The sequence below is a fragment of the Sphingobium sp. TCM1 genome (assembly GCF_001650725.1).
GTDB lineage: Bacteria > Pseudomonadota > Alphaproteobacteria > Sphingomonadales > Sphingomonadaceae > Sphingobium.
The window spans coordinates 450,124-470,728 of sequence record NZ_LXVX01000039.1 but is presented as its reverse complement, the minus strand read 5'-3'; the positions used below and the strand labels follow the sequence as shown (position 1 = coordinate 470,728).

The 20,605-nt window shown below is 66.6% G+C and carries 25 protein-coding genes; 21 read left to right on the top strand and 4 right to left on the bottom strand.

Annotated elements, in window-relative coordinates; translation table 11 throughout:
* Positions 1-5 precede the first annotated feature (5 nt).
* From A7Q26_RS22900 to A7Q26_RS22875, 6 genes are all read left to right on the top strand, one after another.
* Positions 6-971, top strand: a complete 966-nt coding sequence (locus A7Q26_RS22900; protein ID WP_198163024.1) for a YihY/virulence factor BrkB family protein — start codon at positions 6-8, stop codon at positions 969-971.
* Positions 968-1,774: an enoyl-ACP reductase FabI gene (fabI, locus tag A7Q26_RS22895; protein ID WP_066865004.1), complete on the top strand. Its 807-nt coding sequence runs from the start codon at positions 968-970 to the stop codon at positions 1,772-1,774. Before A7Q26_RS22900 ends, fabI begins: the two co-directional genes overlap by 4 nt.
* Before the next feature lie 206 nt (positions 1,775-1,980).
* A complete protein-coding gene (locus A7Q26_RS22890; protein ID WP_066865001.1) occupies positions 1,981-2,334 on the top strand; it encodes a DUF2442 domain-containing protein in 354 nt (117 codons plus the stop codon).
* Complete coding sequence (aroC, locus tag A7Q26_RS22885) at positions 2,331-3,413, top strand: chorismate synthase (protein WP_066864998.1); 1,083 nt, start codon at positions 2,331-2,333, stop codon at positions 3,411-3,413. The genes A7Q26_RS22890 and aroC overlap by 4 nt, the downstream gene beginning before the upstream one ends.
* A gap of 318 nt (positions 3,414-3,731) precedes the next feature.
* Positions 3,732-5,513, top strand: coding sequence for an SLC13 family permease (locus tag A7Q26_RS22880; protein WP_066864995.1), 1,782 nt, complete (start codon positions 3,732-3,734; stop codon positions 5,511-5,513).
* A gap of 82 nt (positions 5,514-5,595) precedes the next feature.
* Positions 5,596-6,381, top strand: coding sequence for a PhzF family phenazine biosynthesis protein (locus tag A7Q26_RS22875; protein ID WP_066865337.1), 786 nt, complete (start codon positions 5,596-5,598; stop codon positions 6,379-6,381).
* 3 nt (positions 6,382-6,384) lie between these two features.
* On the opposite strand, the gene A7Q26_RS22870 is transcribed toward A7Q26_RS22875, so the two are convergent.
* On the bottom strand, positions 6,385-7,512 hold the full coding sequence (locus tag A7Q26_RS22870; protein WP_066864992.1) for a serine hydrolase domain-containing protein: 1,128 nt from the start codon (positions 7,510-7,512) through the stop codon (positions 6,385-6,387).
* 37 nt (positions 7,513-7,549) lie between these two features.
* Between A7Q26_RS22870 and A7Q26_RS22865 the strand changes: the two genes are divergently transcribed.
* The 3 genes from A7Q26_RS22865 to A7Q26_RS22855 all read left to right on the top strand — a co-directional run bounded on the left by A7Q26_RS22865 (position 7,550) and on the right by A7Q26_RS22855 (position 10,217).
* The gene (locus A7Q26_RS22865; protein ID WP_066864990.1) at positions 7,550-7,870 is read left to right on the top strand and encodes a hypothetical protein; all 321 of its coding nucleotides are present in this window, start codon (positions 7,550-7,552) and stop codon (positions 7,868-7,870) included.
* 88 nt (positions 7,871-7,958) lie between these two features.
* Positions 7,959-9,731 carry a DNA helicase RecQ gene (gene recQ / locus A7Q26_RS22860; RefSeq protein ID WP_066864987.1) on the top strand — a complete coding sequence of 591 codons (1,773 nt, stop codon included), beginning with the start codon at positions 7,959-7,961 and terminating at the stop codon, positions 9,729-9,731.
* A 57-nt stretch (positions 9,732-9,788) separates the two neighbouring features.
* Positions 9,789-10,217 carry a TIGR01244 family sulfur transferase gene (locus A7Q26_RS22855; RefSeq protein WP_066864984.1) on the top strand — a complete coding sequence of 143 codons (429 nt, stop codon included), beginning with the start codon at positions 9,789-9,791 and terminating at the stop codon, positions 10,215-10,217.
* A 3-nt stretch (positions 10,218-10,220) separates the two neighbouring features.
* On the opposite strand, the gene A7Q26_RS22850 is transcribed toward A7Q26_RS22855, so the two are convergent.
* The gene (locus tag A7Q26_RS22850) at positions 10,221-11,375 is read right to left on the bottom strand and encodes an FAD-dependent oxidoreductase (protein ID WP_066864981.1); all 1,155 of its coding nucleotides are present in this window, start codon (positions 11,373-11,375) and stop codon (positions 10,221-10,223) included.
* Positions 11,376-11,556: 181 nt separating this feature from the next.
* Here A7Q26_RS22850 and A7Q26_RS22845 point away from each other — a divergent pair, with 181 nt between their 5' ends.
* From A7Q26_RS22845 to A7Q26_RS22830, 4 genes are all read left to right on the top strand, one after another.
* On the top strand, positions 11,557-12,801 hold the full coding sequence (locus A7Q26_RS22845) for a putative DNA modification/repair radical SAM protein (RefSeq protein WP_066864978.1): 1,245 nt from the start codon (positions 11,557-11,559) through the stop codon (positions 12,799-12,801).
* A 73-nt stretch (positions 12,802-12,874) separates the two neighbouring features.
* A complete protein-coding gene (locus A7Q26_RS22840; RefSeq protein WP_066864975.1) occupies positions 12,875-13,240 on the top strand; it encodes a hypothetical protein in 366 nt (121 codons plus the stop codon).
* Between the two features lie 74 nt (positions 13,241-13,314).
* Positions 13,315-13,785 (top strand): hemerythrin domain-containing protein, encoded by a 471-nt coding sequence (locus tag A7Q26_RS22835; protein ID WP_066864972.1) that lies wholly within the window; start codon positions 13,315-13,317, stop codon positions 13,783-13,785.
* Between the two features lie 4 nt (positions 13,786-13,789).
* Positions 13,790-15,190: a UdgX family uracil-DNA binding protein gene (locus tag A7Q26_RS22830; protein WP_066864969.1), complete on the top strand. Its 1,401-nt coding sequence runs from the start codon at positions 13,790-13,792 to the stop codon at positions 15,188-15,190.
* On the opposite strand, the gene pspF is transcribed toward A7Q26_RS22830, so the two are convergent.
* Positions 15,187-16,221, bottom strand: a complete 1,035-nt coding sequence (gene pspF, locus A7Q26_RS22825) for a phage shock protein operon transcriptional activator (RefSeq protein WP_066864965.1) — start codon at positions 16,219-16,221, stop codon at positions 15,187-15,189. The two genes, A7Q26_RS22830 and pspF, sit on opposite strands and share 4 nt — an antisense overlap.
* Positions 16,222-16,404: 183 nt before the next feature.
* On the opposite strand from pspF, the gene A7Q26_RS25760 reads away from it, so the two are divergent.
* From A7Q26_RS25760 to A7Q26_RS22790, 8 genes are all read left to right on the top strand, one after another.
* Entirely contained in the window at positions 16,405-16,578 is a 174-nt protein-coding gene (locus A7Q26_RS25760; protein ID WP_198163023.1) for a hypothetical protein, read from the top strand.
* Between the two features lie 86 nt (positions 16,579-16,664).
* The gene (gene pspA, locus A7Q26_RS22820; protein WP_066864962.1) at positions 16,665-17,333 is read left to right on the top strand and encodes a phage shock protein PspA; all 669 of its coding nucleotides are present in this window, start codon (positions 16,665-16,667) and stop codon (positions 17,331-17,333) included.
* Positions 17,334-17,337: 4 nt separating this feature from the next.
* Positions 17,338-17,604 (top strand): envelope stress response membrane protein PspB, encoded by a 267-nt coding sequence (pspB, locus tag A7Q26_RS22815; protein ID WP_066864960.1) that lies wholly within the window; start codon positions 17,338-17,340, stop codon positions 17,602-17,604.
* A 1-nt stretch (position 17,605) separates the two neighbouring features.
* Positions 17,606-17,986, top strand: a complete 381-nt coding sequence (gene pspC / locus A7Q26_RS22810) for an envelope stress response membrane protein PspC (RefSeq protein ID WP_066864957.1) — start codon at positions 17,606-17,608, stop codon at positions 17,984-17,986.
* Between the two features lie 38 nt (positions 17,987-18,024).
* The gene (locus A7Q26_RS22805) at positions 18,025-18,315 is read left to right on the top strand and encodes a hypothetical protein (protein ID WP_066864954.1); all 291 of its coding nucleotides are present in this window, start codon (positions 18,025-18,027) and stop codon (positions 18,313-18,315) included.
* Between the two features lie 29 nt (positions 18,316-18,344).
* On the top strand, positions 18,345-18,656 hold the full coding sequence (locus tag A7Q26_RS22800; protein ID WP_066864951.1) for a hypothetical protein: 312 nt from the start codon (positions 18,345-18,347) through the stop codon (positions 18,654-18,656).
* A gap of 39 nt (positions 18,657-18,695) precedes the next feature.
* On the top strand, positions 18,696-18,947 hold the full coding sequence (locus A7Q26_RS22795; protein ID WP_066864948.1) for a hypothetical protein: 252 nt from the start codon (positions 18,696-18,698) through the stop codon (positions 18,945-18,947).
* Positions 18,948-19,035: 88 nt separating this feature from the next.
* A complete protein-coding gene (locus A7Q26_RS22790) occupies positions 19,036-19,275 on the top strand; it encodes a hypothetical protein (protein ID WP_066864944.1) in 240 nt (79 codons plus the stop codon).
* A 49-nt stretch (positions 19,276-19,324) separates the two neighbouring features.
* On the opposite strand, the gene A7Q26_RS22785 is transcribed toward A7Q26_RS22790, so the two are convergent.
* Positions 19,325-20,533, bottom strand: a complete 1,209-nt coding sequence (locus tag A7Q26_RS22785) for an FAD-dependent monooxygenase (RefSeq protein ID WP_066864941.1) — start codon at positions 20,531-20,533, stop codon at positions 19,325-19,327.
* Positions 20,534-20,605: the final 72 nt, after the last annotated feature.

Genomic DNA, 20,605 nt, shown 5'->3' with positions numbered 1-20,605 from the left:
CGCGGATGCCGATGCCATCGCCCTATTCGCCCGAAGCCCGCCGCAAGATGGCGGAACAGGCGCGGGCGCATTTCCATCGGCACATGAACCGCGTCCGGCCGGGGTCTCATCTGTTCGAAGTGGTCAAGCGGGTGGCCGTCGGCGCCTATAGCGACGGCTTCATCCACGCGGGCAACCTTGCCTATCTGTCGCTGATGACGCTGTTCCCCTTCTTCATCGTCGCGGCGGCGGTGGCCAGCATCTTCGGCCGCACGGAGGACGGCGTGGCGGCCGTCAACGCCTTTCTGACCACGGTGCCGCGCGGCGTGGCCGATGTCGTGCGGCAACCGATCAGCGACGTCCTCAACGCCCGGACCGGCCCCCTGCTCTGGATCGGCGGGCTCGTCGGCCTGTGGACCGTCGGCAGCCTGATCGAGACGATCCGTGACATATTGCGGCGCGCCTATGGCACCCGCAGCACCAAATCCTTCTGGCACTATCGGCTCGGCGCGATCGGCATCACGCTCGCCAGCGTCTTCGCCGTGATGTTCGCCTTTTCGCTCCAGGTCGCGATCACCGGCATCGACCAGTTTCTCAACCAGATACTGCCTTGGGCCGATACGGCGATCGCCTGGGTCGCTTCGGCCCGGCTGGTGCCGATGGGGATCACCTGCGTGGCGCTCTGGTCGCTGTTCGTGGCGCTGACGCCGACCGCCTACAAGGATCGGCGCTTCCCCAAATGGCCCGGCGCGGTGGCGACATCGCTCTGGTGGTTCGGCACGACCATGCTGCTGCCGCCCACCCTGTCGCTGCTGGGCGGCTATGGTCGCACCTATGGCAGTCTGGCGGGCGTGATGATCACGCTCATTTTTTTCTTTCTCGTCGGGCTTGGCGTGGTAATTGGCGCGGAATTGAATGCGGCGCTGGCGGAATTTCCCGAAGAGGAACTGGACGAGGCGTCGGCGACCCAAGGGAACGGAACGACGATATGAACGGCTTGATGGCAGGAAAGCGCGGCCTCATCATGGGCCTGGCGAACGACAAGTCGCTGGCCTGGGGCATCGCGAAGGCCCTGCATGAACAGGGTGCGGAACTGGCATTTTCCTATCAGGGCGATGCGCTGGCGAAGCGGGTGAAGCCGTTGGCCGAACAGGTTGGCTCCGATTTCCTGATCGACTGCGACGTCACCGACATGGACAAGCTGGACGCGGCCTTTGGCGAGATCGAAAGCCGCTGGGGTGGCCTCGACTTCGTGGTCCACGCGATCGGCTTCTCCGACAAGAATGAGCTGCGCGGCCTCTATGTCGACACCAGCCTAGACAATTTCCTGCTGACCATGAACGTGTCGGCCTACAGCTTCGTCGCCGTCACCAAGCGCGCCCGCGCACTCATGCCCAATGGCGGCAGCATCCTGACGCTCAGCTATTATGGCGCGGAAAAGGTCATTCCCCATTATAATGTGATGGGCGTGGCCAAGGCAGCGCTGGAAACCAGCGTCAAATATCTGGCGATGGACCTCGGTCCTGAAAATATCCGCGTCAACGCCATTTCCGCCGGCCCGATCAAGACACTGGCCGCCAGCGGCATTGGCGATTTCCGCTATATCCTCAAGTGGAACGAACTGAACTCGCCGCTGCGCCGCAACGTGACGATCGAGGATGTCGGCGGCGCGGGCCTCTACCTGCTGTCCGATCTGGCCAGCGGCGTCACCGGTGAAATCCACCATGTCGATGCCGGCTACAATGTCATCGGGATGAAGGCCGAGGACGCGCCCGACATCGCGCTGGACAAGTAAGGACACATGCCGACGGTCCTGCGCGAAGGCAGCCTTCGCGTCATGATCTACACGGACGACCATCTCCCCCCAGCACGTCCATGTGTTCGTGGACGGCGAGGCGGAGGTGGTGCGGATCGTCGGGGCCGATCGGCGGGAGAGTCGACGGGCTCTCGATATTGTGCGAGAAAAGCGGGACTATCTGCTCGGAAGGTGGCGCGGCATCCATGGGTGAGTTGACCCAGGAACAGTTTGAAGAGGCCGTCAGGCGCGGCGAGCATGATCTTGCGATCAAGCCGCGCGCCCGTGCTGTGCGCTATGACCGGAGCAGCGGGCGGATCATGATCGATCTGGTGAGCGGCGCCACGTTTTCCTTCCCGGCCACCTTGGCGCAGGGGCTGGAGCGGGCGAGCGCGGACCGACTGGAAAAGGTCGAGATTGCAGGTGCCGGATTCGGTCTGCATTGGGAAGAACTGGATGCCGACCTCACGGTGGAAGGGCTGCTTGCCGGCCGTTTCGGCAGTCTGCGTTACATGGCGCAGCGTTTCGGCTCCGATTGGGATAGTGAAGCAGCAGAATGAGTTTCAACAGTTTTGGTCGCGTCTTTCGCTTCACCACCTGGGGTGAGAGCCATGGCCCGGCGATCGGCGCCGTGGTGGATGGCTGCCCGCCAGGGCTGGAGTTGAGCGAGGCCGACATCCAGCCCTGGCTCGACCTGCGCAAGCCCGGCACCTCCAAGTTCACGACCCAGCGGCGTGAGGCGGACGAGGTCCGCATCCTCTCCGGCGTGTTCGAGGGCAGGACCACGGGTACGCCGATCAGCCTGATGATCGAGAATACCGACCAGCGGTCGAAGGATTATTCTGAGGTGGCCAAGGCTTACCGCCCCGGCCATGCCGACTATGCCTATGACGCCAAATATGGCTTTCGCGACTATCGCGGCGGCGGGCGCTCCTCGGCGCGCGAAACCGCCAGCCGGGTCGCGGCGGGCGCTGTCGCCCGCGCGGTCATCGCCGAAGTCGACATCTTCGCCTATGTCAGCGAAATCGGCGGCGACGCGATCGACTATGCCAATTTCGATCCGGCGCAGATCGCGCAGAACCCGTTTTTCTGCCCCGACGCGGAGGCCGCGAAGCGCTGGGAAAAGCTGGTCGACGATGCACGGCTGGACGGTTCGTCGCTCGGCGCGGTGGTGGAATGTGTCGCCTCCGGCGTGCCGGCGGGCTGGGGCGCGCCGCTCTATGCCAAGCTGGACAGCGAACTGGCGAGCGCGATGATGAGCATCAATGCCGTCAAAGGCGTCGAGATCGGTGACGGCTTTGCGGCGGCGCGCCTGCGCGGCGAACAGAATGCCGATCCGATGCGGCCCAATCTCGAACAGCCCGATGCCGGCCCCGTCTTCCTCGCCAATCATGCCGGCGGCATCGCCGGGGGCATTTCCACCGGCCAGCCGGTCAAGGTCCGCGTCGCCTTCAAGCCGACCAGTTCGATCCTGATCCCGGTCGAAACCGTCACGCGGGAAGGCGAGGCGTCTGACATCATCACCAGGGGGCGGCACGACCCTTGTGTCGGCATCCGGGGCGTGCCGGTGGTGGAGGCGATGATGGCCCTTGTGCTGGCCGATCAGAAGCTGCTCCACCGCGCCCAATGCGGTGAATGACGCGCCGAACCGATGCGGCAGGATGCGAAAGAACGAGACGACTCGGCCCTGTTACGATAGGATGACATCCATCGCCCGCGGGAGGGCGAGCGGCAGAGCGTAAGCCTGGGGAGCGTCACCACGCGTCGCAGCGTTTTTCTTGAAAAACCCTGCGATTAAAAAGCGCGGATTGACGGTCAAAACGTCCCCTCAACGCCGCGACACGGGCCAGCCATGCAACCATGGCTGGCCCATTTCGTTGCACTTCCGTCAGAGGCGTGTCTAGTTTCCGATCGCATTGCGCCGGAAACGGTCCGTCACGATCGGGGGACAGGGTACATGCATTTCATCACCGCGCTGCTCGGTATCTATCGCGCGGAAATCGGCCTGCTGATCCTCGCCTGCATGTTCCTCGCCTTCGTGCGCGAACGTTATTCCCCCACCGTCATCGCCGTGGTCGGCGCCTGCGTCTACGCGCTGCTCGGCTTGCTCGATGAAAAGGCGATGTTCTCGGTCTTTTCCAACAGCGCGCCGCTGACCGTGGGCGCGATGTTCGTCCTGTCGGGCGCGCTGATCCGGACAGGAGTGATCGGCCGCATCGCCGACCTCATCATGACGCGGGCCGAACGGCATCCGCGCGTGGCGTTGGCGGAAGTCACGCTCGGCACCCTGCTGCTTTCGGCTTTCCTCAACAATACGCCTGTCGTCGTGCTGCTGATCCCGATCATGTTCAAGCTTGCGGAGGCGACGGGCTATCCGGTCAAGAAGCTGTTGATCCCGATGAATGTCGTCGCGGTGCTGGGCGGCTGCCTGACCCTGGTCGGCACCTCGACCAATCTGGTGGTCGCGGGCATCGCCGCCGAACAGGGCATGGCGCCTTTCGGCATCTTCGACATCAGCCTCTACGGTGGCGTCGGCGCGGCGGCGGGCATCGTGGCGCTGGTCTGCCTGTCCTTTCTGCTGCCCAGCGATCCGCCGTCGATCGCGGGGGAAGGCGGGGGCAATGTCCAGGACTATCTTACCGAACTGGTCGTGCCACAGGACAGCGATGTGATCGGCCGGGAAATCGGCGCCCTGGGCATGTTCGGTCGTTCGGTCCAGTTGCTCGGGCTGAAACGGGGCGGCGAAATCCGGCGGCGCGACCTGATGCGGGAGGAATTTCATTCCGGCGATCGGCTGATCGTACGGGCCGACGGCGCCGCGATCCTGACGCTGCGCGAATCGGGGCGGTTCGAACTGGGGATCGCCGCCGATTCCCGCACCAGCGCGCAGGACGGGACGGTGGTGGAGGCGATGATCGCGCCCAGCCATCCCTCGCTTGGCGAGCGGCTGATCGACATCCCCTTTCTCCACGCGCTGCGGGTACGGATCATCGGCATCCACCGCGCCCGTCATCTGCCCGGTCCCAATCTTGGCGACACGCGAATCCGCGGCGCGGACCGGCTGCTGGTGGCGGGCGGCGACGATGCCATGCGCGCGCTCAAGGACAATCCGCACCTGATCGGCGTCGATGTCAGCCGCACCCGCGCGTTCCGCCCGCGCAAGGCGTGGATCGCCATCGCCGCCATGGCAGGGGCGGTGCTGCTCTCCGCATTCGACGTGGTCGGCATCGGGCTGGCTGCCGTCATCGCTGTGGGCGTGATCCTGGTCTCCCGCTGCATCGACCCGGAGGAGGCCTGGGGCGCGATCGACGGCGACGTGCTGATCCTGATCTTCGCCATGCTCGCCGTGGGCCTGGCGCTGGAGCGGGCGGGCAGCGTGGCGCTGATGGTCGGCTGGGTGACGCCGCTGCTGCGCCATGCGCCGGAATGGGGGCTGGTCTTCGTCATCTATTTCCTGGCGCTGCTGCTGTCCGAACTGCTCAGCAATAACGCGGTGGCGGCCTTGCTGACGCCGATTACCATCGCGCTGGCGCAGTCCCTGGGCGTCGACGCCCGCCCGCTGGTGATCGCGCTGATGATCGGCGCGTCGGCCTGTTTCGCGACGCCGATTGGCTATCAGACCAATGCGCTGGTCTATGCGGCGGGCGACTACCGCTTTTCCGACTTCGTGCGGATCGGGGTGCCGATCAATATCGTCGTGGGGCTGGCGGTCTGCACGGCGCTCGTCCTGCTCGGCTGAACGGCCAATAGGCGGTCGCTGGCTCTGTTCGTGCCGTCGCCCGCGCACCATGAAGGCGCAAATGCACAAGGACAGCCCCATCATGACCAGTTTGCCCTTCACCCAGGTCGACGCTTTCGCTGACGCGCCCTTCTCCGGCAATCCCGCCGCGGTGATGCCGCTCGACGCCTGGCTCGACGACGCCACGCTCCAGGCGATCGCGGCGGAGAATAATCTTTCAGAAACCGCCTTCACCGTGGCGACGCCCGACGATCCGGATGCCGACCATGCACTGCGCTGGTTCACCCCGACGGTCGAGGTCAAGCTGTGCGGCCATGCGACGCTGGCGAGCGGCCATGTGCTGATGCAGGGCGACGCCATCCGTTTCCGCACCCGCCATGCCGGCGTCCTGACGGTCACGCGCGATGGCGAAGGCTATGCGCTCTCGCTTCCCGCCTGGACGATGGCGCCCAGGCCGCTGCCCGATCTGGCGGCGGGTCTTGGCGGCCATCCGGTCGAATCGCATTGGCGCGATGGCGGCTACAGCCTGTTCCTCTTCCCCGACGCGGCCGCCGTTGGGGCGCTGACCCCCGATTTCGCCGCTTTGAAGGCGCTGGGTGACGTCATGCTGATCGCCACCGCGCCCGGAGATGATAGCGACATCGTCAGCCGCGTCTTCGTGCCGGGCGGCGGGGTCGACGAAGACCCCGTGACCGGTTCGGCCCATTGCCTGCTCACCCCCTTCTGGGCGGAACGATTGGGGAAGACGCAGATCAGCGCCTTTCAGGCGTCGGCGCGCGGCGGCCGACTGGGCTGCACGCTGGCCGGGGATCGCGTCATCCTGACCGGGGCTTGCCGCACGGTGATCGAGGGGCGCTTCCTGCTCTGAGGCTCAGCCCGGAAACAGGCCGATCAATTGCGCCAGCGCACCGCGCACCGCGCGGCGCTGGTCCTTGTCGGTCGACATGCCGATCCGCACCACGGTCAGCCGCTGGGATGGCGAAATCAGGATATATTGCCCATTATGCCCGACGCAGCCGAACAGGCTCTCGGGCGCCTGGCCCGGCATCAGCGCGCTTTCGCTGCTGTCGCGGTTCAGCCAGATATGCAGCCCATAGGCCGGATTGCGGCGCGAAGGCGTGGTCATCAGGTCGATCCACTTTTCCGGCAATATCTGGTGCCCGTTGGGCGAGCGGCCCCGGCGGCGCAGCAGGTCGCCGAAGCGGCCATAGTCGCGCGCGGTCATGTGCAGGATGCTGCCGCCGATCATCGTGCCGGTCGCGTCATATTCCGGCGTCAGGCTGGGCAGCTTTCCGGGCGCCTTCAGCCGCCCGTCGATGAACATCTGCATCGCCCGTCGCCGCACGTCGGGATCGGCGCTGTTGGTCAGCATCCGCGTCATCAGGTCGGTCAGGATCATGCTGCTGCCGGTCGAATAGGCGAACATCGCGCCCGGCGCATGGGCCAGCGGCTTGGATTCGGCATAGGCCGCCATGTCCTGCGTCCCGTCGGCAAACAGCATCCGCACCGTGTCGCCCTGAGGCTGGGGATCGCCATCCTCGACATGATCGAGGCCCGAACTCATCGTCAGCAATTGCCGCAGGGTGATGCGCCCGCGCGGATCGCCCGGCTGGTTCCAGGCCGGCACCGGGACCGGCGAATCGAGCGCCAGCCGTCCGTCCGCGACCATCAGCCCAACCAGCACGGCCGTCACGCTCTTGGCGATCGACCAGGACAGCAACTTCGTATCGGGGCCGAAACCCGGTGCATAGCGTTCCGCGATCACCTTCCCGTCGCGCAGGACGACCAGCGCGCGGGTCTGGCCCATCGCATCATCATCGAACAGCGGGTCGATCGCGCCGCGCAGGGCGCTTTCGCTCACCACCGCGTCGGATGCCACGCTGTAGACGGAGTCGGGCCCCTGTTGCGCCGCGCGGCCGGCGAGCGTCGCCGCCACCACAAGCGCGGCGATGCCGGCGCCCACCCCAAGGCGCTTTACGATTCGGCTCTCGATCTGCATAAGCCGGCGCCCTTACATGGAGGCGTGGAAAAGAGCCATGGTGGTTCGGCGGAAATGGTGGATGGCGGCAGGGCTGATCGTTCTGGCGCTGCTGGGCGCCCTGATGTGGAACTGGGCCAGCCTGCGCGCGCAGGCACGGCTTGGCACCGCCTATGGCGCGCGCATCGGCTGTTCCTGCCGCTATGTCGAGGGCCGCACGATGGGCAGCTGCCAGCAGGACAAGGAACCGGGCATGGCGCTGGTGCGCCTGGCCGACCTGCCCGAAGAGCGGGCGGTCAAGGCCAGCGTGCCCTTGCTCGCCAGCCGCACCGCGCGATTCAAGCCCGGCTGGGGCTGCCTGCTCGATCCGATCGGCTGATCGCAAAAACCTCCGTTCGGTTCGCGCGTGTCGGGAACCGCCCGCGCAAGGCTGGCCCCGGCCCGCATCAACCGCTAAGGCGCTCGGCATGGCGCGCGACATCCCCACGCTTCTCCACGACATCTTCGGCTTCACCAGCTTTCGCGGGGTGCAGCAGCAGGTGGTGGGCCGCGTCATGGCGGGCCAGCCGACGCTCGCCATCATGCCGACCGGCGCGGGCAAGTCGCTCTGCTACCAATTGCCCGCCGTGGCGCTCGACGGCTGCTGCGTGGTCGTGTCGCCGCTGATCGCGCTGATGCACGACCAGCTGCGCGCCGCACAGGCGGTGGGCATCCGCGCCGCCAGCCTGACCAGCGTGGACGCGGACTGGCGCGAGACGCAGGACCGGCTGCGCAACGGCGACCTCGACCTGCTTTACGTGGCGCCGGAACGGGCGAGCGGGGAGGGTTTCCGGAGCCTGCTGCGCAGCGCAAGGATCGCGCTGTTCGCGATCGACGAGGCCCATTGCGTCTCCGAATGGGGCCATGATTTCCGCCCCGATTATCGCCTGTTGCGCCCGTTGCTGGACGAATTTCCGGCCGTTCCGCGCCTCGCCTTGACGGCGACCGCGGACGCGCATACCCGCAGGGACATCCTCGTCCAGCTCGGCATCCCCGAGGATGGCCTCATCATCTCGGGCTTCGACCGGCCCAATATCCGCTACGCCGTCCATCCGCGCGACGGCCTGACGCGCCAGCTCGCCGATCTTCTGGCGAGCGAGAAGGGGCCGGGCGTCGTCTATGCCCAGACCCGCGCCGCGACAGAGAAACTGGCTGAAACACTGGGCCGGTCGGGTCGCCCGGTGCGCGCCTATCATGCCGGCATGGACCCGGCCCGGCGCGCCGCCAACCAGTCCGCCTTCATCGCCAGCGAGGATATGGTGATGGTCGCTACCGTCGCCTTCGGCATGGGGATCGACAAGCCCGACGTGCGCTTCGTCGCCCATGCGGGCCTGCCCAAGTCGATCGAGGGCTATTATCAGGAATCGGGCCGCGCCGGTCGCGACGGCGAACCGGCGGTCGCCCATCTCTTCTGGGGGGCGGAGGATTTCGCCCGCGCGCGGATGCGGATCGCCGAACTGGACCAGAGCCGCCAGCAGGGCGAACGCACGCGCATCGCGGCTCTGGGCGCGCTGGTCGAAACGGCGACCTGCCGCCGCGCGATCCTGCTGCGCCATTTCGGGGAAGACCCGCCGCCCGCCTGCGGCAATTGCGACAATTGCCTGACGCCGCCGGCCAGCGTCGATGCGACCGAGACCGCGCGCAAATATCTTTCCGCCGTCTACCGCACCGGACAGAGTTTCGGCAGCGGCCATATCGAGCAGGTGCTGAGCGGCGCGACGACGGACAAGATCCGCGAGCGCGGCCATGACAAGATATCCGTCTACGGGATCGTCAGTGGCGACGAGGCGGCGCTGTTGCGCCCGGTTTCGCGCGCGCTGCTGGTCCGCGACGCGCTGGAGACGACCGAGCATGGCGGGCTGATGCTCGGTCCCAATGCTCGGCCGATCCTGCGCGGCGAGGAGGAGGTGCGGATTCTCGTGCCGCCGAAGCGCCCGCGCGGCAAGCGCAGCGCCCGCAACGGCGCGGATGCCAACCCGGTCGGCGATCCGCTGTTCGACGCGCTGCGCGCCTGCCGCCGCGAACTGGCGCAGGAGGCCGGCGTGCCGCCCTATGTCATCTTCCATGATTCGACGTTGCGCGAAATGGCCGAGCAGCGCCCGTCGAGCATCCGCGAGATGAGCCATATCAGCGGCATCGGCCAGAAGAAGCTGGACGCCTGGGGCGATGCCTTCCTCGCCGCGATCCGGCCCTTCCTCTAGCTCCGCTCTTGAATCCCCCGCCTTACCGGCGCATGGCTCGCGCAAAAGGAGAAGCCCATGTTCCGCAAGCTCACTGACCGCATCCTCGTTTCGCCCCAGATCAGCGTCGATCAGGTAGCGGACGCGAAGGCGCAGGGCGTGACGGTCATCATCAACAACCGCCCCGATGACGAGGAACCGGGCCAGGTCAACGGCGCGGCGATCGAGGCGGCCGCGAAGGACGCGGGTATCGCCTATGTCGCGGTGCCCGTCGCCCATGGCGGCTTCGCGCCCTGGCAGCTGGACGGCATGGCCGGCGCGCTCGACCAGGCGGGCGAGGGCAAGGTGCTCGCCTATTGCCGCTCGGGCACGCGCAGCACGCTGCTCTGGGCGCTCACCCGCGCGCGCGCAGGCGACAATGGCGATGTCCTCGCCGCGCAGGCGGCGGCGGCCGGCTATGACATCAGCCCGGTCCGCCAGATCATGGACGCCTTGTCAGCCCGATAGGTTTTACGCCCAGAACTGCGCGAGCTGCCGCACGGAGGCGGCGGCGGCGGCGTGGTCGGGCTGCTCGTTGGCGTCGCCATAGCCATAAAATTCGTCCTGCCCCACCTCCTGCACGACGATTCCGTCGCGCCGGGCGAGCATGGACAATGACCCGTAGAAAACGCCATAGGTCGCCCCGGCCTGCGGGATCAGCCAGGCGATCTGGCCACGCACGGGGACGATGCTCTCGTCCCGCCAGAGCGCTCGTGCGCCATAGCCGGTGCAATTGATGACGACCTTCTGCTTCAGTCGGGTGACGTCGCCGGGCTCGTGAAACTCCATCGGAACGAGGCGGCCGCCCGCGATCAGGAAATCATGGGTCAATTGATGGGCCAGGTCGGCGACGTTGAAGGTCAGCGAACTGTTGCGACGGACGAATGCGGGGCGGAAGGGATGGGTGCCGGGCGCCATCTCCACCGATCGCGGCATGATGTCGCTCAGCCGGCTTTCCAGATGCAGGAAATCGTCGGGCCGCTCGGTCGGCATGGCCGCCGGTTGGCGCTCTTGTCCGAAGGGCGTGTCGGACAGCATGTAGCGATCGGTCCATTCGACCGGATCGCCCGGCAGGCCGAGATAGCTCTGATAGGTCGCGAAGGAACTGCGCGCCATCGCCTCCCATCGGTCGCCGAAGCCCGGATCGACCGCCTTCTGCATCGCCACCCGGCTGTCGGGCGACCAGGTGCCGGTCGCCCGCGCGGAGCGGACATGCGGGAACTGTTCCCTGGCATAGATGGTGACGCTGGCCCCCGCCCGCTGCGCGGTGAGAGCGGCGGTGATGCCCAGCGCGCCCGCGCCGATTACCGCGACCTCCCGCACGCCGTCGGCCAGCGCCATGCCAACCGCCACCTCGGCCGAACCCCAGCTCAGCGACCAGCCGCTGCCGCCATGGCCATAATTATGGACGACCCGCTTGCGTCCGACCTGCTCCACCTCGATCCGGGGGCCGGCTGCCCGAAAGGGGCGCAGGCAGACGGTGGTGCGGAAGATGCGGTCGGGTGTCGCGCGGATCGGTTCGACCCCGGCGAAGGGGTTGAAGGGCAGGGCGGCCCGCGCCGTCGCCGCCCAGCTCGCCGCGCCCGCGCCGCCGATCGCTCGACCCAGAAACGCCCGTCTGTCCATCGCCTGTCCTCCCGCATGTCCCTGGTTTGAAACGAAGCGTCCCGGCTTTACCGCAACCATGGCGTCGGGCGCGCCGCCGCACAAGGCGCGGATCGGGGACGCCTGACTGTACGCCTGCCCAGAAGGGCAGGTCTTGATCGAGATTGTGGACAGCGGCAAGCACTGAACATATCAGGAACAAATGGTCCAGCTTTCCCCCCGGCAGAAGCTCGAAATCCTGGCCGACGCGGCCAAATATGACGCATCCTGCGCCTCCTCCGGCACGGCCCGGCGCGACAGTCGCGGCGGCAAGGGGATCGGCTCGACCGAAGGCATGGGCATCTGTCACGCCTATGCGCCCGACGGCCGCTGCATTTCGCTGCTCAAGATATTGCTGACCAACAGCTGCATCTTCGACTGCCATTATTGCATCAACCGCCGGTCGAGCGATGTGCGCCGCGCCCGCTTCACGGCGCAGGAGGTGGTCGACCTGACGCTCAGCTTCTACCGGCGCAACTATATCGAGGGGCTGTTCCTCTCGTCGGGCATCATCCGTTCCTCCGACTATACGATGGAGCAGCTGGTGGAAGTCGCCCGGTCGCTGCGCGAGGATCATGAATTTCGCGGCTATATCCACCTCAAGACCATTCCCGACGCTGATCCGGAACTGATCCGTCGGGCAGGGCTTCATGCCGACCGCCTGTCGATCAACGTCGAACTGCCGACCGAAAGCGGGCTGCGGCAACTCGCGCCGGAAAAAAATGGCGGCCGGATCGAGGGCGCCATGGGTCGCCTGCGTGCGGAGATGGAGGATCATGGCGACGCGCGGCGCAAATATCGCCACGCTCCGCGTTTCGCGCCGGCCGGCCAGTCGACGCAGATGATCGTCGGCGCCGACGCGGCGGATGACCGCGCGATCATTGCGCGGGCGAGCAGCCTCTACGACCGGCACCGGCTGCGGCGCGTCTATTACAGCGCCTTTTCCCCCATTCCCTCGCCCAGCGCGGTGCTGCCGCTCAAGCGCCCGCCGCTCCTGCGCGAACATCGCCTCTACCAGTCGGACTGGATGATGCGCTTCTACGGCTATGATGCGGGCGAGATCGCCGCTGCCACGGACCCTGCCACCGGCTGCCTGCCGCTCGACATCGACCCCAAGCTGGCCTGGGCGCTCAACCATCGCGCGACCTTCCCGGTCGATGTCAACCGTGCCCCGCGCGAAGCGCTGCTGCGGGTGCCGGGCCTGGGCGTGAAGGCCGTGGACCGCATCCTGGCGAGCCGCCGCCACCGCCGCTTGCGGCTGGAAGATGTCGGCCGGCTCACCACCTCCATCATCAAGCTGCGCCCCTTCCTGGTGACGGCGGACTGGCGGCCGACGGCGCTGGTCGACCGGATCGACCTGCGCGCCCACATCGCCCCGCCGGCCCGCCAGCTCGAACTCTTCGCCTGACCGCGGCATTTCCATCGCCAGATTCCCCTTGATTGCGTGACTTTATCGTGAAATTCTGTGTTCCGGGTCATTTATGGAGGACGGGGCCGTGGCGACCACATTGGGCAATCGGGGGCAGGGGCGCGCCGGTTATGCCAAGCGGATCAGCAGTCATCTTGCTGCCGCGCTGGTGGTCTTCTGCCTGCTCCAGATCTTCATCGTCGCGAAGATGGGGGGATCGCTCGTCCTGCACCTGGGCATCATCATCGCGATCGGCGGCTATGCTCTCGCCGCGCGCGGGCTGGAACGGCGCTGGCACATGCTGGAGCAGGGCGGCCTGTCGCAGCATGGACTGGCGCTGCGGTTCCGGCGCGACCTGCTGCAACTCTGGGGGGCGAGCCTCATCGGCGCGCTGCTCTGGATTCCGGTCGCGATCATCTACCGCTTCCTCTTCGGCTGATTTGTCTTCGGCGGATCGGCCGGAGCCAATTGCCGCGCCTGTCGTTGTCCTTGCTCGCACGAGGAGGACCGACCATGGCCGACGCCAGTATTTTCCATCGCCTGAAGCAGGATCACGACGCCCACCGCCAGCTCTTCGCCAAGATGGCGGACGCCGACCGCGACCAGGATGGGGAGCGGCTGGAAAAGCTGTTCGCCCAGTTCAAGGTCGAGGTGACGGCCCATGCCGCCGCCGAGGAGGAAACGCTCTACGCCACCATGCTGTCCCGCCCCGACCTGCGCGAGGATGCGCAGCACAGCGTGTCGGAACACAAGGAAATCGACGATTTTCTGGAGGAGCTGGACGGCCTTGCCTTCAATGGCGAGGAATGGCGCAAGACCTTTGCAGACATGAAGAAGCGCTACCTCCACCATATCGAAGAGGAGGAGGAAGAGATGTTCCCCGACGCCGCCAGGGATCTGACGACGGACGAGGAGCAGGAACTGGGCGCACTGTTCGCCAAGCGCAAGCCCGCCGAACTGGAGCGCGCCCAGGCCGACGAGTGATGTCATGCACCGCGTCGTATTGACGGCCCCCGATGATTTCGAGGGCTGGCGCGATGCGGCGCGGGGGCTGGCGATGGCCGGGGTCGATCCGGCGGCCATCGTCTGGCAGGTGGGCGATGCGCCGGGCGACCTGTTCGGTGACGCCGTCGCGCCCGCGGCGCCGCCAGCCGGCGGCCTTGCCGTCCCGCGCGCCTTCATCGACCTGGCCCGAAGCGCCATTCTCCACCGCGATCCCGAACGCTTCGCCTTGCTGTATATGTTGCTCTGCCGGTTGCGCGACCGGCCGCGGCTGATGGAGGACAAGGCCGACCCGCTCCTGCGCCGCATCGACGCGCTGGCAAAGGCGGTGCGGCGCGATGTCCACAAGATGCGCGCCTTCGTCCGCTTCCGCGAAGTGGCGGAGGGAGAAGGCGTGCGCTTCGTTGCCTGGTTCGAACCGGAACATCATGTCGTCCGCGCCAATGCGGGCTTCTTCGTGCGTCGCTTCGCCGCGATGCGCTGGTCGATCCTGACGCCGGAACTGAGCATCCATTGGGACGGTGGGGCGTTGACGCAGGGACCGGGTGCGACCCGCCAGGACGCGCCGGACGGCGACCCGGTCGAAGCGCTGTGGAAGGGCTATTATGCCGCGATCTTCAATCCCGCCCGGCTCAAGACCGGCGCGATGCTGTCGGAAATGCCGAAAAAATACTGGCGCAACCTGCCGGAAGCGGCGCTCATCCCCGATCTCGTCGCCGGCGCGCAGCGGCGGGAGGCGGCCATGATCGCGACCGCGCCCAAGGCGCCGGCCGCCCGACCGGCCAACAGCGCCACCGCCTGGAGCGCGGTGCGGGACCAGGCGCTGCGCTGTACCCGCTGCCCGCTCCACCGGGACGCGACCCAGACCGTCTTCGGCGAAGGCCCGCTCGATGCCTCGCTCTTCTTCATCGGCGAGCAGCCCGGCGACCAGGAGGATCTGGCCGGCCGGCCCTTCGTCGGCCCGGCGGGGCAATTGTTCGACCAGGCATTGGCGGAGGCCGGGGTGGATCGCGCCCGCGCCTATGTCACCAACGCGGTCAAGCATTTCAAATATGCACAGCGCGGCAAGCGGCGCATCCACCAGACGCCGGACGCGGGCGAGGTGCAGGCCTGCCATTGGTGGCTGGCGCAGGAACTGGACATCATCCGTCCCCGGCTGCTGGTCGCGCTCGGGGCAACGGCGGCGCGGGCGATGCTGGGGAAGCCCGTGACGATCAGCCGGACGCGCGGACAGGCGATCGCGCTGGAATCGGGCGCGGAAGGGTGGGTGACGGTCCATCCCAGCTATCTGCTGCGCCTGCCCGACCCGGTGCAGGCGGCCGAAGAACGGATGCGCTTCGTGGCGGAATTGCGGATGATCGGCGAACGGGCGCGAGCGCTGGCCTAACCCGCGCTCAGCCCATGTTTCTTCATGCAGTGGCGCAACTGGTCATAAGTGAGGCCCAGCCCCTTGGCGGTCGCGCGCTGATTGTAGCGATAGCGCTCCAGCGCGGCCCGGATGATCGCCGCCTCATGCGCGTCCACGGCCATGCGCAGGTCGGTGATCTCCTCGAACAGCGTCGCCGGTGTCGACGGCGCGGGAGCGGCGGGGGCGTTGCCGGCGCACGGCTCCGCCACCGACCGGGGCATCAGCGGCCTGGGCTTCCAGGGTGAGGCGAAGGGGTCGAAAGTCAGGCGGCTGATCGGCCGCGTCGGCTCGTCCCAGCGATAGACCGCGCGCTCCACCACATTGCGCAGCTCGCGCACATTGCCGGGCCAGCCATGACCCTCCAGCTCCGCCGCGCAGGCCGGCGTGAAGCCGGGCCATTGCGGCCAGTTGAGTTCCGCCGCCATGCGTCGCCCGAAATGGTCGGCCAGCACCGCGACATCGCCCTCGCGGGCGCGCAGCGGCGGCAGGGTGATGACCTCGAAGCTCAGCCGGTCGAGCAGGTCGGGGCGGAAGCGCCCGGCATCGGCCGCCGCCGGCAGATCCTCGTTGGTGGCCGCGACGATACGCACGTCGACTGTGACCGGCCGCGACGCGCCGATCCGCGTCACTTCCCCATATTCGATCACGCGCAGCAACCGTTCCTGCGCGGCCATCGACAGCGTGCCCAGTTCGTCGAGGAACAAGGTGCCGCCGTCGGCCTCCTCGAACCGGCCGGGCCGCGCCCGGTTGGCGCCGGTGAAGGCGCCCTGTTCATGGCCGAACAGCTCCGCCTCGATCAGCGTCTCGGGCAAGGCGGCACAGTTCATGACGATCAACGGCTCGCCCCAGCGCGGGCTGAGATGATGCAGGCGCTCGGCGATCAGCTCCTTGCCGGTCCCGCGCTCGCCGATCACCAGCACCGGCCGGTTGAGTTCGGCCGCGCGGCCGGCCTGCTCGACGGCGTCGAGAAAGGCGAAGCTCTGGCCGACGAACTGCGTATTTTTCTCCATGTGCCAACTTATGGTGAAATTTCCCACCTCTTGGCAAGCGTCATATCGCCGCGCGCCTGTCAGATGACCGAAAAATGAACGAAATCCGCCAATTTTAGAAATTGGCACGGCCCCTGCATAGCTATGGGCAATCCGCAACGAAATGCGGAACCACATGAAGGCCAAGGTTCAGGGAGTAAGATAATGGAACATCAGACCAACAGCGTTCGCGAAATCGGCCAGCTGATGTCGGTCGCCATCGCAGCCGTCCTGTTCGGATCGACCATGATCCTCTCGGCGGTCGGTCCGGCCCGCGCCAGCGAAACCCCGGTGCTCGCGACGCAAGACACCCCCGCGAGCCTGCGCTATCTTGCGTAGGGATCGCATACCCCCGGCCGGGGCGGGACTGCCCCCTCTCGCCCGCCCCGGCACTTGATAACGAGATACGACCAGGAGTAGTTGAAATGGGTATTTTCTCCCGCACCCGCGACATCATCGCCGCCAATGTCACCGACCTGCTCGACAAGGCGGAAGACCCGGCGAAGATGATCCGCATGATCATCCTCGAAATGGAGGAGACGCTGGTCGAGGTCCGCGCGTCCGCCGCCCGCACCATCGCCGACCAGAAGGAGATGCGCCGCCATATCGCCAAGCTCAATGCCTTGCAGGAGAGCTGGACCGAGAAGGCGCAGCTGGCGCTGAGCAAGGATCGCGAGGATCTGGCCAAGGCCGCCCTGGTCGAACGACAGAAGGCCGCCGACATGGCCGAACAGCTCAACCACGAGATCGAGACGCTGGACGACGCGCTCAAGGCGTCGGAGGAAGACATCGCCAAGCTCCAGGGCAAGCTGCGCGAAGCCCGCGCCCGCCAGAACAGCCTGGTCACGCGGATGCAGAGCGCCGAGAACCGGCTGCGCGTGCGCGAGGCCTATGCCGGCGAGAAGGTGAACGAAGCCTTTGCCCGCTTCGACATGCTCGAACGCCGCGTCGACATGGCCGAAGGCCGCGCCGATGCGATGAGCCTGGGCCAGCAGCCCAAGACGCTGGAGGAAGAGATTGCGGAATTGAAGTCGGCCGACAAGGTCGATGCCGATCTTGCCGCGCTCAAGGCCAGCATGAACAAGGGAGCCTGATCCCATGGAAGAGATTCTCATCCCCATCGTCGCGATCACGACGCTCTTCATCGGGATGCCCTGGCTGATCTTCCACTACATCACCAAGTGGAAGCAGGCGCCCAAGATCACCGACGAGGATGAGAAGCTGCTCGACGAGCTGCACCTTCTCGCCCGTCGCCTGGAAGAACGGCTCCAGACGGTCGAACGGATCGTCGCCGCCGACAATCCCGATTTCCGTCCGCAGCGTCCTTCCAGCGACGACGCCTACGAATTCGACCGGAGGAACTGACATGACCGCCCGCCGCACCAAATTTTATCTCGACAAGGCCAATGGCAAATGGATGGGCGTCTGCGCCGGCATTGCCGACTATACCGGGATCGACGTGGTCTGGGTCCGGGTCGGGGCGGTGCTCATCACCCTGATGGGCGCCTTCCCCTGGTCGCTGATCGCCTATTTCGCCGCCGCCTATTTCGCCGACAACAAGCCATCGGGCCTCTATGCGGATCGCGACGACGAGAAATTCTGGCAGGGCGTTCGCACCAACCCGACGCGCTCCACCCGCGATGTCCGCTCCAAGTTCCGCGACATCGACCGTCGCCTGGCCGACATCGAAATCTATTATACCAGCCGCAACACCCGCCTGGCCGACGAGATCGACAGCCTGCGCTGATCGCTGCATCGGGGCGGCATAACAGGGGAGAGACAGTCATGAATTTCGGTGGTCCCTTCTTCGTCCTCGCCATCATCGCCATGTCGACGCTGGGCTGGATGTTCACCACCTGGGTCCGCGCCCGCCACGGCTATCCGGTCGAAAATGAATGGACCGGCACCGTTCATCGAACGGACCCTGACGCCGGTCGAAAAATCGACCTTCTTTCAAACGAAAACGAAAAGCTGACCGGCCGAATCAGCCGCCTGGAGGAACGCATCGCCGTGCTGGAACGGATCGCCACCGATCCTGCCACCCGCACGGCGCGCGAAATCGAGGAACTGCGCTGACGCGCGGCCGAGCCAAGGGAGTATAGACGATGTTTCCATTCGAAGCCTTCGCGCCGGTCGCTGTCATCGTCGGATCGCTGGCGGTCGGCGGCTGGATCTTCACCACCTGGCTGCGCATCAAGTATGGCTATCCGCTGGAAAACAGCTGGGGGAAGGCGATCTATCCGCAGAAAAATGAGGAAATGGTCGAGCGCATCAAGCTGCTGAGCCAGGAAAATGCCCAGCTGCGCGCCGAGATCGGATCGATGAAGGACCGGCTCGCCGTGGTCGAACGCATCGTCACCGACGAAAGCCACCAGCTCAACCGCGAAATCGAACGGCTGCGCGGCCCGGCCAACTAAGGCCCGAGACGCCAGCGCGCCAACAGGGAGACAAGAGACATGAACCCGTTTGAAATGGTCGTCGCGATCGTCGCGATCACCGCCATCGCCAGCGTCATCCGCGCCAAATATGGCGTCGTGCGTCGGCACAAGGGCGAAGATTTCATCCAGCGTGGGCCGGACCCGGAAGCGGAAAGGCTGCGCGCGGAAGTGAAGGCGCTCAAGGATCGCGTGGCCGTGCTGGAGCGGCTGGCGACGGACGGCTCCACCGCGCTGGAGCGGGAATTCGAAAAGCTCCGCGACCGCGATTGAGCATTTTCAGAAGGGCTGCGCAGCAGTCCTTCGGTTCGAAAATGCGACTATAAACGACTTTCGCGCTCGTTTGGACAGGGAGGCATTCATGCAGGACCCCTATCTCTATATCACGCTGGCGGCGACCAGCCTGGCTGGCCTGGCCATCATCGCCTTCGCTGGCCTTCGCGGCTGGAACGGCTGGCTGGAACTCAAGCGCGCCGAACTGGTCCGCTACGGCCATGGCGACGAATCGGCGCCCCCATCGGCCGCCGCCCGGATCGAGGTCGCCGACCTCAAGGAACGCATCCGCAAGCTGGAAGCCATCGCGGCCGGCGTCGATCTCTGAACCATCGCACGGGGCGCCGTCAGGTCGCCCCGTGTGCAGGCCTGTCGTTTCAGACCATCTCGCCCGACAATAGGCGGGGCAGCGCGCCGGACTGGCCCCGTGCCTCGGCCATGAAGCGATGCTTGAGTAGCGACGTGCGCTGCACCGCCGCCAGGCCGGCCCGGCGCACCAATGAGGGCAGCTTGCCCGGCACGTCGAACAGGCGAACCAGCCCGTCCATCGCCACGCTGGTCATCATCGCATCCAGCCCGCGCCAGCGCTGGTAGCGCGCCAGCAACTGCGCGTCGCCGGGATCGAGGCCCAGCCGCATCCCCTCCACCAGCACCTCGACCAGCGCCGCGACATCGCGGAAGCCCAGGTTCAGCCCCTGCCCCGCGATGGGGTGGATGGCATGGGCGCTGTCGCCGACCAGCGCCAGGCGCGTGTCGGTGATCCGCGCGGCATGGTGAAAGCCCAGCGGATAGGAAGAGCGAGGCCCCGCCAGCCGGATTTCGCCCAGAAAGCCGCCGATCCGCTTCTGCGCTTCGGCCAGCCAGGCGCGCTCGGACAATTTCATCATCGCCGGCGCCTGCCCGGTCGGCACGGTCCATACCACGGCGGATCGGGTGCCCGGCAGCATTGGCAGCAACGCGAAGGGACCGCCGACATAGAAAATCTCGTAGGCGGTATTGGCGTGCGGCACCTCATGGTCGATCGCCGTCACCATCGCGGTATGCTTGTATTGCCAGCGCGTCGTGGTGATGCCGGCCGCCTCGCGCGTCGGGCTGTTGCGCCCTTCGGCAGCGACCAGCAGCGCGCCCTCGATCGTCGCGCCGCTCGCCAGCGTCAGCGTGACGCCGTCGGCATTGCGGTCGACATGGACGGCGCGGTCGGGCTGGAAGCGGGTGAGATTCTTCGCCTCGGCCGCGGTCTGCGCCAGCGCGATGCGCAGGTCGCGATTGGGGAACATCGTCCCCATCACCCCGTCATCCGCATCCGGCGCGAAGTCGAGCGCGCCCGGCTCCAGCCCGTCGCTCACCCAGATGCGGTCGATCGGGCAGCCCTTGCCCTCCAGATGCCGGGCCACGCCGATGGCGCTCAGCATCGCGTGGCTGGTCGAACTGATGGCGGAAACGCGCCCGTCGAAACCGGCGGCAGTGGTATCCACCGGATCGGCCGGATCGATCACGGCGCAGCGCACGCCATGGCCGGAAAGAGCGATGCCCAGGGTCAGGCCGACCAGCCCGCCCCCCAATATCACGACGTCGAAGCGTTCCATGGCCGCCTTTCTAGGCGCTTGGGATCGGATTGGGAAGTCGGCGCTTGCCGCGACCATATCGCGTCATCCCCG